A 13686-nucleotide genomic window follows, 5' to 3' on the forward strand; every position below is an offset into this window, starting at 1 on the left:
GCATCGCTGTCTTTTACGCGAGCGGTCCGGTGACCGCCTCGACGGCCCCGACCAGACCGCCGCCGCGCACGAACGCGTCCGCGGCCGCCAGGTCCGGCGCCAGGAACCGGTCGGGGCCGGGCCCCTCGACCCCGGCCGCGCGCACGGCGGCGATGACCGCCCGCGACGCCGGAGCGGCCTGCGGGCCTTCCCGCAGCTCGATCGCGCGGGTGGCCGCGTACAGCTCCACGGCGATGATCCGCGCGAGGTTGTCGACGGCCGTCCGCAGCTTGCGCGCGGCCGACCAGCCCATCGAGACGTGGTCCTCCTGCATCGCCGAGGAGGGGATCGAGTCCGCGGACGTCGGTACGGCGAGCCGCTTCATCTCGCTGACCAGCGCGGCCTGCGTGTACTGGGCGATCATCAGGCCCGAGTCGACGCCGGCGTCCGCGGCGAGGAACGGCGGCAGCCCGTGCGAACGGTTCTTGTCGAGCAGCCGGTCCGTGCGCCGCTCGGCGATCGAGCCGAGGTCGGCGGCGGCGATGGCCAGGAAGTCGAGCACGTAGGCGACCGGGGCGCCGTGGAAGTTGCCGTTGGACTCCACCCGTCCGCCGCCGGCGCCGTCGGGCAGCACCACCGGGTTGTCGACGGCCGCCGCCAGCTCCCGCTCGGCCACGAGCCGCGCGTGGGCCAGGGTGTCCCGGCCGGCGCCCGCCACCTGGGGGGCGCACCGCACGGAGTACGCGTCCTGCACGCGCGGCGCGTCGTCCTGGTGATGGCCCGTCAGGCCCGAACCGGCCAGCACGGCGAGCATGTTGGCGGCGCTCGCGGCCTGGCCGGGGTGCGGCCTGATGGCGTGCAGCTCGGGCGCGAGGACCCGGTCCGTGCCGAGCAGCGCCTCCAGGGACAGGGCCGCCGTCACGTCCGCGGCCTTGTAGAGGTTGTCCAGGTCGTCGAGGGCCATGAAGAGCATGCCGAGCATGCCGTCGGTGCCGTTGAGGAGGGCGAGGCCCTCCTTCTCGCGCAGCTCGACGGGGGCGATGCCGTGCGCGGCGAGCAGCTCGCCCGCGGGGCGGACGACGCCGTCGGGGCCTTCCGCGTCGCCCTCGCCGAGCAGCGTGAGCGCGCAGTGGCTGAGCGGGGCCAGGTCGCCGGAGCAGCCGAGCGAGCCGTACTCGTGGACGACGGGCGTGATCCCGGCGTTCAGCACGTCGGCCATGGTCTGCGCGACCTCGGGGCGGACGCCGGTGTGCCCGGAGCAGACGGTCTTCAGGCGCAGGAACATCAGCGCGCGCACGACCTCGCGCTCGACGCGCGGGCCCATGCCGGCCGCGTGCGAGCGCACGATGTTGCGCTGGAGCTGGGCGCGCAGCTCGGGGCCGATGTGCCGGGTGGCGAGCGCGCCGAATCCGGTGGAGACGCCGTAGACGGGTTCGGGCTTCGCGGCCAGGGCGTCGACCACTTCGCGGGCCGCGGCCAGCGCCTTCAGGGCTTCCTCGGAGAGTTCGACCCGGGCGCCCCGGCGCGCCACGGCGACCACATCGGCAGCGGTGACCCCGGCTGCCCCCACCACCACAGTGTGCATATCCATATTCAGGAACGTACACAGTGAATCCGAAGATGTCACGAGTGGGCGGCGGGAGGGACCCTTACTCCGGGGGGTGCGGGTCCCGGCCGCGGATGCGGCGCCGCTCCCCCGGGACCGGAGGCGGCGCGTCCGCGAGCCGGACGACCGGATCGTCCAGGCCGCCGCCCCGGCCCGCGACCACCGGCTTGACCGAGCGCAGCGCCTTCGCCCGGTACTGCGCGGCGTCCGCGAGCCGGAACAGCCGCCGGGCGCTCGCCACCTCCCCGATGGGGTCGCCGGTCGAGGCGATGCCGCACGCCACCCCGTCACCCAGCTCCAGCTCGGCGGCGCGCGCGCAGACCTCCTCGCCGACCCGGACGACCTCGTCGGCGGAGGGGCCCACGGCCAGCAGGCAGAACTCGTCCCCGCCGAGCCGGGCGGACAAGGCCCCCGGCAACATCGCCCCGCACAGCGACAGGACCGAGCCGAACCGCTCCAGGAGCCGGTCGCCGATGGCGTGGCCGAGGGTGTCGTTGACCCGCTTGAGCCCGTTCAGGTCGCAGACGACGAGGCTGACGACGACGCCCTGCGCCGCGTGCCGCTCCACCGCCTCCTCCAGCCGCAGGTCGACCAGGCGCCGGTTGGCCAGGCCGGTCAGCGCGTCGGTGAAGGCGAGCCGCCGCGCCTCCTCCAGGCGCTCGGTCTGCGCGATCCCGGCGGCGACCACGGAGGCCAGGACGGTCGCGAAGTCGGCGTCCGCCGCGCCGAAGACCGGGGCCCCGGCCGGCCGCGCCACGTACAGCTCGCCCCAGGCCCGGCCGTGCAGCACGATCGGCGCGACGACGCAGCAGCCGCGGCCGCGCCTGCGCAGCGCCGCGACCCGCTGGTGGCAGTAGCCGGCGCGCTCGACGGGCCCGTCGGCCGTCTCGACCCAGGCGTCCGGCTCGCCGCCGCCGGCCCAGCGCTCGTGCAGGAACTCGGTGATCTCCGGGAAGCGGTGCACCGGATAGGCCTCGCTCTCGGGGAACTCCTCCTCCCCCGCGGCGCGCTCCCCCACGTTCGCCAGGACGCGCAGCCGGCCCTGCTCGCGCTCCCACACGGACAGGGCGGCGAAGCTGCCGCCCAGGGCGTGGCAGGCGCCCAGGGCCGCGGCGCGCCAGGAATCGCGCGGGGTCTGCGCAGCGGCCATGCCCTGCGCGAGCGTCACCACGGCCCGCAGCCGGGCCTCGTCTCCCATTGACCCAGACTAGGGACGAATGGGTCATAGCGGCGCATCGGGTACGCCCGTCCGTATCCGGGGGCGGTTCTTCGCCCACCGGCCGGTGGGGCTTCTCGCGCCGTTCCCCGCGCCCCTGAAGCATGCGGCTCCGCCGCAGCTCCAGGCGCCCGATGAGATGGCGCACGCAGTGCGCATCTCAGGGGCGCGGGGAACGGCGCGCCCAGCCCCCACCGGGCCGCAGCCGAGACAGGACCTCGGGGGCTCAAGGGGCCGGCGGGGTCATTCGCCGGGCCACCGGGGCGCACGCTTCTCGGCAAACGCGGCGACCCCCTCCACCCGGTCCCCAGAAAACGCCACCGACCGCCAAGCCGCGTCCTCCACCTCCAACCCGGCCCGCAGATCAAGCCCGAACCCGACCCGCAGCGCCCGCTTGGCGGCCCGCAGCCCCACCGGCGAATTCCCCCCGATCCGCGCGGCCAGCGCCAGTGCCTCGGCGCGGTCCTGGCCGGCCGCCACCACGTGGTCGACGAGCCCGAGCGCGCCCGCCTCCGCGGCCTCGACGCGGCGCGCGGAGAAGATCAGCTCGGCGGCGCGCGCGGCCCCCACCCGGCGCGGCAGCAACTGCGTACCGCCGCCCCCGGGGATCACCCCCACCGACACCTCGGGCAGCCCCACGACCGCGCTCTCGTCGGCCACGATCAGATCGCAGGCGAGCGCGAGCTCGAACCCGCCGCCGAGCGCGAACCCGTGCACGGCGGCGATCGTCGGCACCGGCAGGTCGAGCACGCCCGTGTACGCGGCCCGCGCCACCGGCCGCTGGCGCATCAGCTCCGCGTCGGAGAAGGAGTTGCGCTCCTTGAGGTCGGCGCCGACGCAGAACGCCCGCTCGCTGCTGGACGTGACGACGACGACCCGCACGGACCGGTCGGCGCCCAGCGCGTCACAGGCGGCGCCGATGGAGCGGGCCATGTCGCTGGAGACGGCGTTCATGGCCTGGGGCCGGTCGAGCACCAGCTCGGCGACGACCCCCTCGTCCCCGTGGCGCCGTACGGCCACGAAGTCCCCGAACCGCTGCTCATCACCCATGACTCGCCCTTCCGGTTAACGCCAGTTAACCGTCAAGATGTCAGGTGCGCCGGGTCAGCGTCCAGGGCTCGACGACGCCGAGACCGCGGACGGGCCGCTGCCACATCGGCTGCAACGCGAACCGGTAGGAGGGCGGCTCCTCGCCCTGCTCCTTCGCCTTCTCCGCGGCGGCCGCCGCCTCCGCCTCGGAGGCGGGCGCCTCGGCGGTGCGGATCAGCTCCTCGGCGAAGGCGCCGTCCACCAGCACGTTGTCCTTGGGCGCTATCGACGTGAGCCGGCTCGCCAGGTTCACCGTCGTGCCGAACACGTCGCCCATGCGCGTCGTGACCGTCCCGAAGGCCATGCCGACCCGCAGCTCCGGCATCGTCTCGTCGTTGCTCATCGTCTCGATGAGCCGCAGCGCGATCTCCCCGGCGATCCCCGCGTCGTCGGCGGCGAACAGCACCTCGTCGCCGAGCGTCTTGATGAGCCGGCCGCCGTGCGCGGCGACGAGGTCGGCGGCGGTGGTCTCGAAGGCCTCGACCAGCTCGCCGAGCTCCTCCTCCTCCATGCGCCGGGTCAGCCGCGTGAAGCCGACCAGGTCCGCGAAGCCGACCGCGAGCCGCCGGTCCACCATCTCCTCGTCGTCACCGGCCTGCACGACGCGGCCGGTCGCGGCGGCGAGCTGGCGCCGCCACACGTAGACGAGGAACTCCTCCAGCTCGGGCAGGAGCAGCTCTATCAGCGGATACGTGACCTCGGTGCGGGTCATGCCGGGCTCCGGGGGCTCGGTCAGACCCTCCAGGAACGAGTCGATCTGCCACTCGGCGAGGCGGGCGGTGGTCTGGCCCGTGGACCGGGCGACCTGCACGGCCATCGCCTCGCTGAGCAGCCCGGCCTCGACGAGACCGGCCAGGCGGCGCAGCGCCAGGACGTCCGCCTCGGTCAGCGCCTTGGCCTGGCCGATGTCGGCGAAGCCCATGGCCCGCCAGAACCGTGACGCCAGCTCCATGGAGACGCCCGCGCTGCGGGCCGCCTGGAACGGGGTGTAGCGGCGCTCCGCACCGAGGATCAGCTGTTCGAGCCGGAGCGCGAGGGGGTCCGCCGCGTCCTGCTCGTCCCCTTCCCCCTCCGGCTTCTCGGGGTCGGGTGGGGTGCCCGTGCCGGAGCCCGAGTCGTCGACGGTCACGCCTGCTGCCCTTCCGATCTGCCACGGTCAGGTATCGACCGGGCTCAACTCTACGGCAGCGCCTGTGCGCCACGTCACTCCGTTCGGGGCGAGTGTCGCGTGCCTGGCCCCTTGCTCCGGCTCGGGCCAGAGGGGCCGCCTTTTCGGCTTCAGGCCGGTGGGGGCTTCTCGCGCAGTTCCCCGCGCCCCTAGGTGTTCGTTCTGCTCTCCCGCCGCGGGGCTTCTCGCGCAGTTCCCCGCGCCCCTGAGATGCGCACTGCGTGCGCTATCTCAGCGGCCCATGGGGCTGCGGCGAAGCCGCATGCTCCAGGGGCGCGGGGAACTGCGCGACCAGCCACGACGGCGCCGCGGACGAAGTCTCTGCACAGGGGCGGGGCGGCGTCACGCCGGGCGGAGGTGGACGATGTCGCCCGCCGCGACGGCGACCCGCTCCGCTCCGGGGGGCGCGAGGACGAGCCGCCCGTCCCCGTCGACGGCGACCGCCTCGCCCACGACCTCCCGCTCCCCCGGCAGGATCGCCCGCACGGACCGCCCCAGCGTCGCGCACCCCGCCGCGTACGTCTCCTGGAGCCGGGACAGCCCGGGATCCCCCTCCGCCGCGCACCACTCGACGTACCAGCGCTCGAAGGACCGCAGCACCGCCCGCAGCACCGGCTCCCGGTCCACGACCCTCGCCCCGGCCAGCGCCAGCGACCCCGCCTGCGGCACGGGCAGTTCGTCGGCGCGCAGCGACACGTTGAGCCCGACCCCGATGACGACCCCGCCCCCGGCGGCGCCCTCCGCGAGGATCCCGCCGGCCTTGCGCTCCTCGCCGTCGACGGTGACGAGCAGGTCGTTGGGCCACTTCAGCGCCGTGTCGACCCCGGCGGCGGCGGACAGGGCCGTCGCGACGGCGACCCCGGTGAGCAGCGGCAGCCACCCCCAGCGCTCCACCGGCACCTCGTGCTCGCCCGGCGTGACCAGGAGGGAGAAGAAGAGACCGGAGCGCGGCGGAGCCGACCAGCGCCGGTCGAGCCGCCCGCGCGCGGCGCTCTGCTCCTCGGCGACCAGGACGGCGCCTTCCCGGGCGGCGCCGGAGGCGGCCAGCGCCACCAGGTCCGTGTTGGTCGACCCGGTGCGGGGCACCACCTCCACGGACGACCAGAGCCCTTCGCCGCGGACGAGGGCGCGGCGCAGGGCGGCCGCCCCCAGGGGCGGCCGGTCCAGGTCGGACCAGCGGTTGTCGGGCGCGTCTGAACCATCTCGGGGCGTCATGCAACCCAGCCTAGGTGTGGCAAAGACCGCACTGCCGAACGGTATTCGCGCCACTACCCTACGAGTCAGTAGCGCCATGTGCTTCGCCCGTACGTCCGTCCCCGTGAGCAGCGTCGAACCAGGCAGGGAGCCGCATCCCGATGTCCGAGTTGGCAGACCCCCAGAATCCGCAGCAGACAGAGTCGCGTCCCGACATCCACACCACCGCAGGCAAGATCGAGGACCTGCGGCGCCGGATCGACGAGGCGACGCACGCCGGTTCCGCCCGCGCGGTCGAGAAGCAGCACGCCAAGGGCAAGCTGACGGCGCGTGAGCGGATCGGGCTGCTGCTCGACGAGGACTCGTTCGTGGAGCTGGACGAGTTCGCGCGGCACCGCTCCACCGACTTCGGCCTGGACGCCAACCAGCCGTACGGCGACGGCGTGGTGACCGGCTACGGCACCGTGGACGGCCGTCCCGTCGCGGTCTTCTCGCAGGACTTCACCGTCTTCGGCGGCGCGCTCGGTGAGGTCTTCGGGCAGAAGATCATGAAGGTGATGGACTTCGCCCTCAAGACGGGCTGTCCGGTCATCGGCATCAACGACTCGGGCGGCGCCCGTATCCAGGAGGGCGTCATGGCCCTCGGCATGTACGGCGAGATCTTCCGCCGCAACACGCACGCGTCCGGTGTCATCCCGCAGATCAGCCTCGTCGTGGGGCCGTGTGCCGGCGGCGCCGTCTACTCGCCCGCCATCACCGACTTCACGGTGATGGTCGACCAGACCAGCCACATGTTCATCACCGGGCCCGACGTCATCAAGACGGTCACCGGCGAGGACGTCGGCTTCGAGGAGCTGGGCGGCGCGCGCACGCACAACGCGCGCTCCGGGGTCGCGCACCACATGGCGGGCGACGAGAAGGACGCGATCGAGTACGTCAAGTCGCTCCTGTCCTACCTGCCGTCGAACAACCTGAGCGAGCCGCCCGCCTTCCCCGAGGAGGCGGACCTGACGCCGACCGACGAGGACCGCGAGCTCGACACCCTCGTCCCGGACAGCGCGAACCAGCCGTACGACATGCACACGGTGATCGAACACGTCCTGGACGACGCCGAGTTCTTCGAGACGCAGGCGCTGTTCGCGCCGAACATCCTCACCGGCTTCGGCCGCGTCGAGGGGCACCCGGTGGGCATCGTCGCCAACCAGCCGATGCAGTTCGCCGGCTGCCTGGACATCGACGCGAGCGAGAAGGCGGCCCGCTTCGTGCGGACCTGCGACGCCTTCAACGTGCCGGTGCTGACCTTCGTGGACGTCCCCGGCTTCCTGCCGGGCGTCGAGCAGGAGCACACCGGCATCATCCGGCGCGGCGCCAAGCTGATCTACGCGTACGCCGAGGCCACCGTGCCGCTCATCACGATCATCACCCGCAAGGCGTTCGGCGGGGCGTACGACGTCATGGGCTCCAAGCACCTGGGCGCCGACCTGAACCTGGCGTGGCCCACCGCGCAGATCGCCGTGATGGGCGCGCAGGGCGCGGTGAACATCCTGCACCGCAAGACGCTGGCCGCGGCCGAGGACCCCCAGGAACGCGAGGACACGCGGGCGCGGCTCATCCAGGAGTACGAGGACACGCTCCTCAACCCGTACACGGCGGCCGAGCGCGGCTACGTCGACGCCGTCGTGCTGCCCTCCGACACCCGCGCCCACGTCGTCAAGGGCCTGCGCCAGCTGCGCACCAAGCGCGAGTCGCTGCCGCCGAAGAAGCACGGCAACATCCCCCTGTAGGCCCGAACCCCGACCCCCCGCGAGGAGCCCGGATCATGATGATCAAGGTCGTACGGGGCAACCCGACCCCCGAGGAGCTGGCCGCCGCGCTCGCGGTGGTCCAGGCCCGCGCCGCCGCCGGCACCGGCACCTCGGCCACCGCGGCGGCGCGCAGCGCGTGGGCCGACCCCGCGCGCGCCGCCCGGCGCCGGCTTCCGGCCCCGGGGCCGGCGAGCTGGTCGCGCACGTACTGGCCCGCCTGAGCGGAGCCGGGCGGAACGCCTGAGTACGCATACTCAGGCGTTCCGCCCGCGGGCGCCGCAGTATCGGAAGGGTGCTGTGGTCAGATCCCGAGAACGAGCCGCCCGATGAGCTCCGCGAGACGCAGGAGATGCTGCGCCGCGCGGGGGTCGTGGTGGCGCTCGCCATGTTCCTGGCCATGGTGATGGTGGGGCTCGCGGTGCTCTAGGGCCTGACCGCGGGCGCCGCCCGGTCGCCTACGCTGATCGGTATGACAGCCGCGCGCCGCCTCATCCTCGCCTCCCAGTCCCCCGCCCGCCTCGGCCTGCTCCGGCAGGCCGGCTTCGCGCCGCAGGTGATCGTCAGCGGGGTCGACGAGGAGGCCGTGACCGCCCCCACCCCCGCCGAGCTGGCCCTCGCCCTCGCCGAGGCCAAGGCGGCCGTGGTGGCCGCGCTACCCGAGGCGGCCGACGCCCTGGTCATCGGCTGCGACTCGGTCCTCGACCTGGACGGCGAGGCGCTCGGCAAGCCCGCCGACGCCGCGGAGGCGACGGCGCGCTGGAAGGCGATGCGCGGCCGGGCCGGCACGCTCCAGACCGGGCACTGCGTCTACGACACCGCCTCCGGCCGGCACGTCGCCGCCACCGCCTCCACGGTCGTGCGGTTCGGCGAGCCGAGCGACGCGGAGATCGCCGCGTACGTGGCGACCGGTGAACCCCTCCACGTCGCGGGCGCGTTCACGCTCGACGGCCGCTCGGCCCCGTTCGTCGAGGGCATCGAGGGCGACCACGGGAACGTGATCGGCCTCTCGCTGCCGCTGCTGCGCCGCCTCCTCGGGGAACTGGGCGTCTCCGTCACGGAGTTGTGGGCTCCGGCGAGCTAGCGGGCGGTGCGGGCGGAGGTGCGGCGCCGGTGCGTTTGGCGCCCGCGCCGTCCCTGCGGTCGTACGCCACCAGCGTGAGCACGATCAGCGCGAGGACGACCATCATCAGCACGAAGGCGAGCCAGCCCACCAGGCCGATCGAGAAGGCGCCGAGCAGCCCGTGCACGACCGCCGCGCTGATCAGCAGGATGCGCCCGACGGTGCCCGGCGAGCGGTCGGTGGCGGCCGCGCGGGCGAGCACGAACGCGCACAGCGCCAGGTAGATCCCGAAGACCCCGCCCGCGACCCAGGCGCCCACGGACATCGCCCGGGGGTCGAGCCCGGCGAGCGACATGTCCTGCCGGTCGACGACCAGGCCCAGGAACCAGTTCATCAACACGATCCCGAGCGCCTCCGCGAGCACCACGATCGCGGCCACCCACGCCACCGGTCTGCGTGCCACCGGTCCCACCCACCTTCGCGTACGACAGTCGGTTACCCCGAGTAGGTTCGATTCATCGCGAACGCTACTAACGGGTAAACCTCGGGACAAGGGGTCTGCCGCAGGCAAAGAATCATTGGGCCATTCGTAGGGACTCCACAAAGAATGGCGTCCGGGCGCGGCACGGTCTCACAGAGACCTTGACCACACCACCCGGCTAGGGTGACCCCGGGGGATCCCGCACAGCCAGGCCGGACAGGGGATTTCACCGACCGAGCAGGCCTCGAGTGACACTCCGTGTGGGCAAGCTCACCATTGGGAACGGGTCGTAACCCCGTGTCGGCAGTCCCTAAACTCGGCTTGTTTCAAGGAGGGAGCCATCGTGCGCAAGGTGCTCATCGCCAACCGTGGCGAAATCGCTGTCCGCGTGGCCCGGGCGTGCCGGGACGCAGGGATCGCGAGCGTTGCCGTTTACGCCGAACCGGACCGGGACGCCTCGCATGTCCGCGCGGCCGACGAGGCCTTCGCGCTGGGTGGTGACACCCCGGCCACCAGCTACCTGGACATCGCCAAGGTGCTCCAGGCGGCCAAGGACTCGGGGGCGGACGCCATCCACCCCGGCTACGGATTCCTGTCGGAGAACGCGGAGTTCGCGCAGGCCGTGCTGGACGCGGACCTGATCTGGATCGGCCCGCCGCCGCAGGCCATCCGGGACCTGGGCGACAAGGTCGCCGCCCGGCACATCGCGCAGCGCGCCGGCGCTCCGCTGGTCGCCGGTACGCCGGACCCCGTCTCGGGTTCCGAGGAGGTCGTGGCCTTCGCCGAGGAGCACGGCCTGCCCATCGCGATCAAGGCCGCCTTCGGTGGCGGCGGTCGCGGTCTGAAGGTGGCCCGCACTCTCGAAGAGGTGCCGGAGCTGTACGACTCGGCGGTGCGCGAGGCCGTGGCCGCGTTCGGTCGCGGCGAGTGCTTCGTCGAGCGCTACCTGGACAAGCCGCGGCACGTGGAGACCCAGTGCCTGGCCGACTCGCACGGCAACGTGGTGGTCGTCTCCACCCGTGACTGCTCGCTCCAGCGCCGCCACCAGAAGCTCGTCGAGGAGGCCCCGGCGCCGTTCCTGAGCCAGGCTCAGCTGGACGAGCTCTACGCGTCCTCCAAGGCGATCCTGAAGGAAGCCGGCTATGTCGGCGCGGGCACCGTCGAGTTCCTCGTCGGCGCCGACGGCACGATCTCCTTCCTGGAGGTCAACACCCGGCTCCAGGTCGAGCACCCGGTCACCGAAGAGGTCGCCGGCATCGACCTGGTCCGCGAGATGTTCCGGATCGCCGACGGCGAGGAGTTGGGGTACGGCGACCCGGTGCTGCGGGGTCACTCCTTCGAGTTCCGCATCAACGGCGAGGACCCGGGCCGCGGCTTCCTGCCCGCGCCGGGCACCGTGACCGTCTTCAACGCGCCGACCGGCCCGGGCGTCCGCCTGGACGCGGGCGTGGAGGCCGGCTCGGTGATCGGCCCGGCCTGGGACTCGCTGCTCGCCAAGCTGATCGTCACCGGCCGCACCCGCAAGGAGGCGCTGGAGCGCTCCGCCCGCGCGCTGGCCGAGTTCGAGGTCGACGGCATGGCGACCGCCATCCCGTTCCACCGCAAGGTCGTCACCGACCCGGCGTTCGCCCCCGAACTGACCGGCAGCGACGAGCCGTTCACCATCTTCACCCGGTGGATCGAGACCGAGTTCGTCAACGACATCCCGCCGTTCGCGCCGGGCGGCGCGGACGCTGACGGCGACGACGAGGCCGACGGCGACCGCGAGACGATCGTCGTCGAGGTCGGCGGCAAGCGCCTGGAGGTCTCGCTGCCGTCGTCGCTGGGCATGACGCTGGCCCGTACCGGGCTCGCGGCGGGTGCCAAGCCGAAGCGGCGCGCGGCCAAGAAGTCCGGCCCGGCCGCCTCCGGCGACACCCTCGCCTCGCCGATGCAGGGCACCATCGTCAAGATCGCCGTCGAGGAGGGCCAGGAGGTCCAGGAGGGCGACCTCGTGGTCGTCCTGGAGGCGATGAAGATGGAGCAGCCCCTGAACGCGCACAAGTCCGGCACCGTCAAGGGCCTGACCGCCGAGATCGGCGCCTCGCTCACCTCGGGCGCCGCGATCTGCGAGATCAAGGACTGAGCCGCACCGCTCGCCCATGAGCAGCACGCTCGGACGCAGCGCCCGTCGCACCGGTTGCCGGTCGGCGGGCGCTGCGGCGTTCCCGGGGCCCGGCGCCGGCTGCCGGTCGGCGGGTGCCGCGGCGTTCCCGGGGCCCGGCGCCGGCGTTCCGGGGTGATCAGGCATCCTTGGGAGACCCCGCGCACGCCCAGGGAGGTCCGATGACATCCGGCACCGAGCACCAGCGCGTCCGTCCCATGCGCGCGGACGCGCGCCGCAACTACGAGCGGCTGCTCGCCCAGGCCCGGCAGGCGTTCGCGGAGCACGGCACGGGGGCGTCCCTGGAGGACGTGGCGCGCGGGGCCGGGGTGGGCATCGGCACCCTGTACCGGCACTTCCCCAACCGGTACGCCCTGGTGAGCGCCGTCTTCGAGGAGGCCGTCCGCGATCTGCTGGCCCGCTCCCGGGCGCTGCTCGACGCGCCGCAGCCGTGTGCGGCGCTGGTGGCCTGGCTGCGCGAGATCATCACGCACGCGAGTGAGTACCGGGGGCTCTCCCGGGCCCTGATGTCGGCGGCCCAGGACGAGAGTTCGGCGCTGGCGCGGTGCAGTTCTCCCATGCGGGAGGCGGGGCAGGCGCTGCTTTCGCGGGCGCAGCGGGTGGGGGCGGTGCGGGGGGATGTGTCGATCGGGGATCTGTTGCAGCTCACCAATGCGATTGCGCTGGCCGCTGAGGAGACGCCCTCTGATCCCGGCCTCGCCGACCGCCTCCTCCACCTCACCCTCCGGGGCATCACCACGTCCCCTCCCCCGGGGGCCTGACCCCGTCCGCGACCCCGTCGTGGCTGGGCGCGCAGTTCCCCGCGCCCCTCAAATTAAGCCCCTCCGGCGATTGAGGAGCGGGGGCCGGGGCGGAGCCCCGGGGCTCAGCGTCGTCGCCGGGCGCGGGAGCGTCGTGGCTGGGCGCGCAGTTCCCCGCGCCCCTGGCGGGGTTTGTCGACCCCGGTGACTGATTACCCGAGGCCCCCGGAGGGGTTAGCGGCGGCGTAGGTCCGCTACGCGGGCCGGGCGCTCGGGTGCCGGGTCCATCCCGGCCGCGCTGCGCAACGGGTGCCCCCCGCCGGGCAGTTGCTGCCGACGCTGGCCGGGCAACGGCACATCCCGGCGCGACTGCCGCGCCGGGACGGGATCACCGCCCCCGGCCGCCCCCGGTCCCGCCCCGGCGACCGCGATCTGCACCCCCTGATCGGCCAGCGCCTGAAGCTCCGTGGCGGCCCGGTCGTCATGGGCGGGCGGCTCGTCGGTGACCAGCCGCGTGATCACATCCGTCGGCACCGTCTGGAACATCGTGTCGGTGCCGAGCTTGGAGTGGTCGGCGAGGACGACGACCTCCGCGGCGGCCTGCACGAGGGCCCGGTCCACCGACGCCGAGAGCATGTTCGACGTGGAGAGCCCGCGCTCGGCCGTCAGACCGCTGCCGCTCAGGAAGGCCCGGGTGACCCTGAGCCCCTGGAGGGACTGCTCGGCCCCGCTACCCACCAGCGCGTAGTTGGAACCCCGCAGCGTGCCACCGGTCATGACGACCTCGACGCGATTGGCATGGGCCAGCGCCTGGGCCACCAGAAGCGAGTTGGTGACGACGGTCAGCCCCGGCACACGCGCGAGCCGGCGGGCCAGCTCCTGCGTGGTCGTCCCCGCCCCCACCACGATGGCTTCGCCTTCTTCGACGAGGCCCGCGGCGAGATCGGCGATGGCCGTCTTCTCTGCGGTCGCGAGATGTGATTTCTGCGGAAAGCCGGACTCCCGCGTGAATCCGCCCGGCAATACCGCACCGCCGTGCCGGCGGTCGAGGAGTCCTTCTGCCTCCAGTGCGCGCACGTCCCGCCGTACGGTCACTTCAGAGGTCTGGACGACGCGGGCGAGCTCCCGGAGCGACACCGCTCCGTTGGCCCGCACCATTTCGAGGATCAGTTGACGACGTTCTG

The 13686-nt window shown here is 73.4% G+C and carries 13 protein-coding genes; 6 read left to right on the forward strand and 7 right to left on the reverse strand.

Annotated features, from left to right (window positions below):
* Nucleotides 1-13 precede the first annotated feature (13 nt).
* The 5 genes from hutH to ACIBW6_RS12015 form a co-directional block, all read right to left on the reverse strand.
* Complete coding sequence (gene hutH, locus ACIBW6_RS11995; RefSeq protein WP_399059291.1) at nucleotides 14-1564, reverse strand: histidine ammonia-lyase; 1551 nt, start codon at nucleotides 1562-1564, stop codon at nucleotides 14-16.
* 64 nt (nucleotides 1565-1628) lie between these two features.
* Nucleotides 1629-2783, reverse strand: a complete 1155-nt coding sequence (locus ACIBW6_RS12000) for a diguanylate cyclase domain-containing protein (RefSeq protein ID WP_399059118.1) — start codon at nucleotides 2781-2783, stop codon at nucleotides 1629-1631.
* A gap of 261 nt (nucleotides 2784-3044) precedes the next feature.
* On the reverse strand, nucleotides 3045-3851 hold the full coding sequence (locus tag ACIBW6_RS12005) for an enoyl-CoA hydratase-related protein (RefSeq protein ID WP_399059119.1): 807 nt from the start codon (nucleotides 3849-3851) through the stop codon (nucleotides 3045-3047).
* A gap of 40 nt (nucleotides 3852-3891) precedes the next feature.
* Nucleotides 3892-5019, reverse strand: coding sequence for an adenylate/guanylate cyclase domain-containing protein (locus ACIBW6_RS12010; protein ID WP_399059120.1), 1128 nt, complete (start codon nucleotides 5017-5019; stop codon nucleotides 3892-3894).
* A gap of 381 nt (nucleotides 5020-5400) precedes the next feature.
* Nucleotides 5401-6273: a biotin--[acetyl-CoA-carboxylase] ligase gene (locus ACIBW6_RS12015; RefSeq protein ID WP_399059121.1), complete on the reverse strand. Its 873-nt coding sequence runs from the start codon at nucleotides 6271-6273 to the stop codon at nucleotides 5401-5403.
* 140 nt (nucleotides 6274-6413) lie between these two features.
* Between ACIBW6_RS12015 and ACIBW6_RS12020 the strand changes: the two genes are divergently transcribed.
* The 4 genes from ACIBW6_RS12020 to ACIBW6_RS12035 all read left to right on the forward strand — a co-directional run bounded on the left by ACIBW6_RS12020 (nucleotide 6414) and on the right by ACIBW6_RS12035 (nucleotide 9138).
* Nucleotides 6414-8036 (forward strand): acyl-CoA carboxylase subunit beta, encoded by a 1623-nt coding sequence (locus ACIBW6_RS12020; protein WP_399059122.1) that lies wholly within the window; start codon nucleotides 6414-6416, stop codon nucleotides 8034-8036.
* A 35-nt stretch (nucleotides 8037-8071) separates the two neighbouring features.
* Nucleotides 8072-8278 (forward strand): acyl-CoA carboxylase epsilon subunit, encoded by a 207-nt coding sequence (locus tag ACIBW6_RS12025; RefSeq protein ID WP_399059123.1) that lies wholly within the window; start codon nucleotides 8072-8074, stop codon nucleotides 8276-8278.
* Between the two features lie 71 nt (nucleotides 8279-8349).
* Nucleotides 8350-8484, forward strand: coding sequence for a morphogenic membrane protein MmpB (gene mmpB / locus ACIBW6_RS12030; RefSeq protein WP_399059124.1), 135 nt, complete (start codon nucleotides 8350-8352; stop codon nucleotides 8482-8484).
* Nucleotides 8485-8526: 42 nt separating this feature from the next.
* On the forward strand, nucleotides 8527-9138 hold the full coding sequence (locus ACIBW6_RS12035; RefSeq protein WP_399059125.1) for a nucleoside triphosphate pyrophosphatase: 612 nt from the start codon (nucleotides 8527-8529) through the stop codon (nucleotides 9136-9138).
* Here ACIBW6_RS12035 and ACIBW6_RS12040 read toward each other — a convergent pair.
* The gene (locus ACIBW6_RS12040; protein ID WP_399059126.1) at nucleotides 9110-9580 is read right to left on the reverse strand and encodes a hypothetical protein; all 471 of its coding nucleotides are present in this window, start codon (nucleotides 9578-9580) and stop codon (nucleotides 9110-9112) included. The two genes, ACIBW6_RS12035 and ACIBW6_RS12040, sit on opposite strands and share 29 nt — an antisense overlap.
* Nucleotides 9581-9941: 361 nt before the next feature.
* Here ACIBW6_RS12040 and ACIBW6_RS12045 point away from each other — a divergent pair, with 361 nt between their 5' ends.
* Entirely contained in the window at nucleotides 9942-11723 is a 1782-nt protein-coding gene (locus tag ACIBW6_RS12045) for an acetyl/propionyl/methylcrotonyl-CoA carboxylase subunit alpha (protein WP_399059127.1), read from the forward strand.
* Between the two features lie 200 nt (nucleotides 11724-11923).
* Complete coding sequence (locus tag ACIBW6_RS12050; RefSeq protein WP_399059128.1) at nucleotides 11924-12523, forward strand: TetR/AcrR family transcriptional regulator; 600 nt, start codon at nucleotides 11924-11926, stop codon at nucleotides 12521-12523.
* Between the two features lie 213 nt (nucleotides 12524-12736).
* On the opposite strand, the gene ACIBW6_RS12055 is transcribed toward ACIBW6_RS12050, so the two are convergent.
* The gene (locus ACIBW6_RS12055) at nucleotides 12737-13660 is read right to left on the reverse strand and encodes a DeoR/GlpR family DNA-binding transcription regulator (protein WP_399059292.1); all 924 of its coding nucleotides are present in this window, start codon (nucleotides 13658-13660) and stop codon (nucleotides 12737-12739) included.
* Between the last annotated feature and the right edge of the window lie 26 nt (nucleotides 13661-13686).

The sequence above is a fragment of the Streptomyces sp. NPDC049813 genome, from assembly GCF_044465085.1.
In the GTDB taxonomy this organism is placed as follows: domain Bacteria; phylum Actinomycetota; class Actinomycetes; order Streptomycetales; family Streptomycetaceae; genus Streptomyces.

What these genes read in the sequence shown, in the direction of transcription:
- hutH (WP_399059291.1), bottom strand. Translation starts at nt 1,564, where the DNA reads ATGCACACTGTGGTGGTGGGGGCAGCCGGGGTCACCGCTGCCGATGTG.
- ACIBW6_RS12000 (WP_399059118.1), bottom strand. Translation starts at nt 2,783, where the DNA reads ATGGGAGACGAGGCCCGGCTGCGGGCCGTGGTGACGCTCGCGCAGGGC.
- ACIBW6_RS12005 (WP_399059119.1), bottom strand. Translation starts at nt 3,851, where the DNA reads ATGGGTGATGAGCAGCGGTTCGGGGACTTCGTGGCCGTACGGCGCCAC.
- ACIBW6_RS12015 (WP_399059121.1), bottom strand. Translation starts at nt 6,273, where the DNA reads ATGACGCCCCGAGATGGTTCAGACGCGCCCGACAACCGCTGGTCCGAC.
- ACIBW6_RS12020 (WP_399059122.1), top strand. Translation starts at nt 6,414, where the DNA reads ATGTCCGAGTTGGCAGACCCCCAGAATCCGCAGCAGACAGAGTCGCGT.
- ACIBW6_RS12025 (WP_399059123.1), top strand. Translation starts at nt 8,072, where the DNA reads ATGATGATCAAGGTCGTACGGGGCAACCCGACCCCCGAGGAGCTGGCC.
- ACIBW6_RS12035 (WP_399059125.1), top strand. Translation starts at nt 8,527, where the DNA reads ATGACAGCCGCGCGCCGCCTCATCCTCGCCTCCCAGTCCCCCGCCCGC.
- ACIBW6_RS12050 (WP_399059128.1), top strand. Translation starts at nt 11,924, where the DNA reads ATGACATCCGGCACCGAGCACCAGCGCGTCCGTCCCATGCGCGCGGAC.
- ACIBW6_RS12055 (WP_399059292.1), bottom strand. Translation starts at nt 13,660, where the DNA reads ATGGTGCGGGCCAACGGAGCGGTGTCGCTCCGGGAGCTCGCCCGCGTC.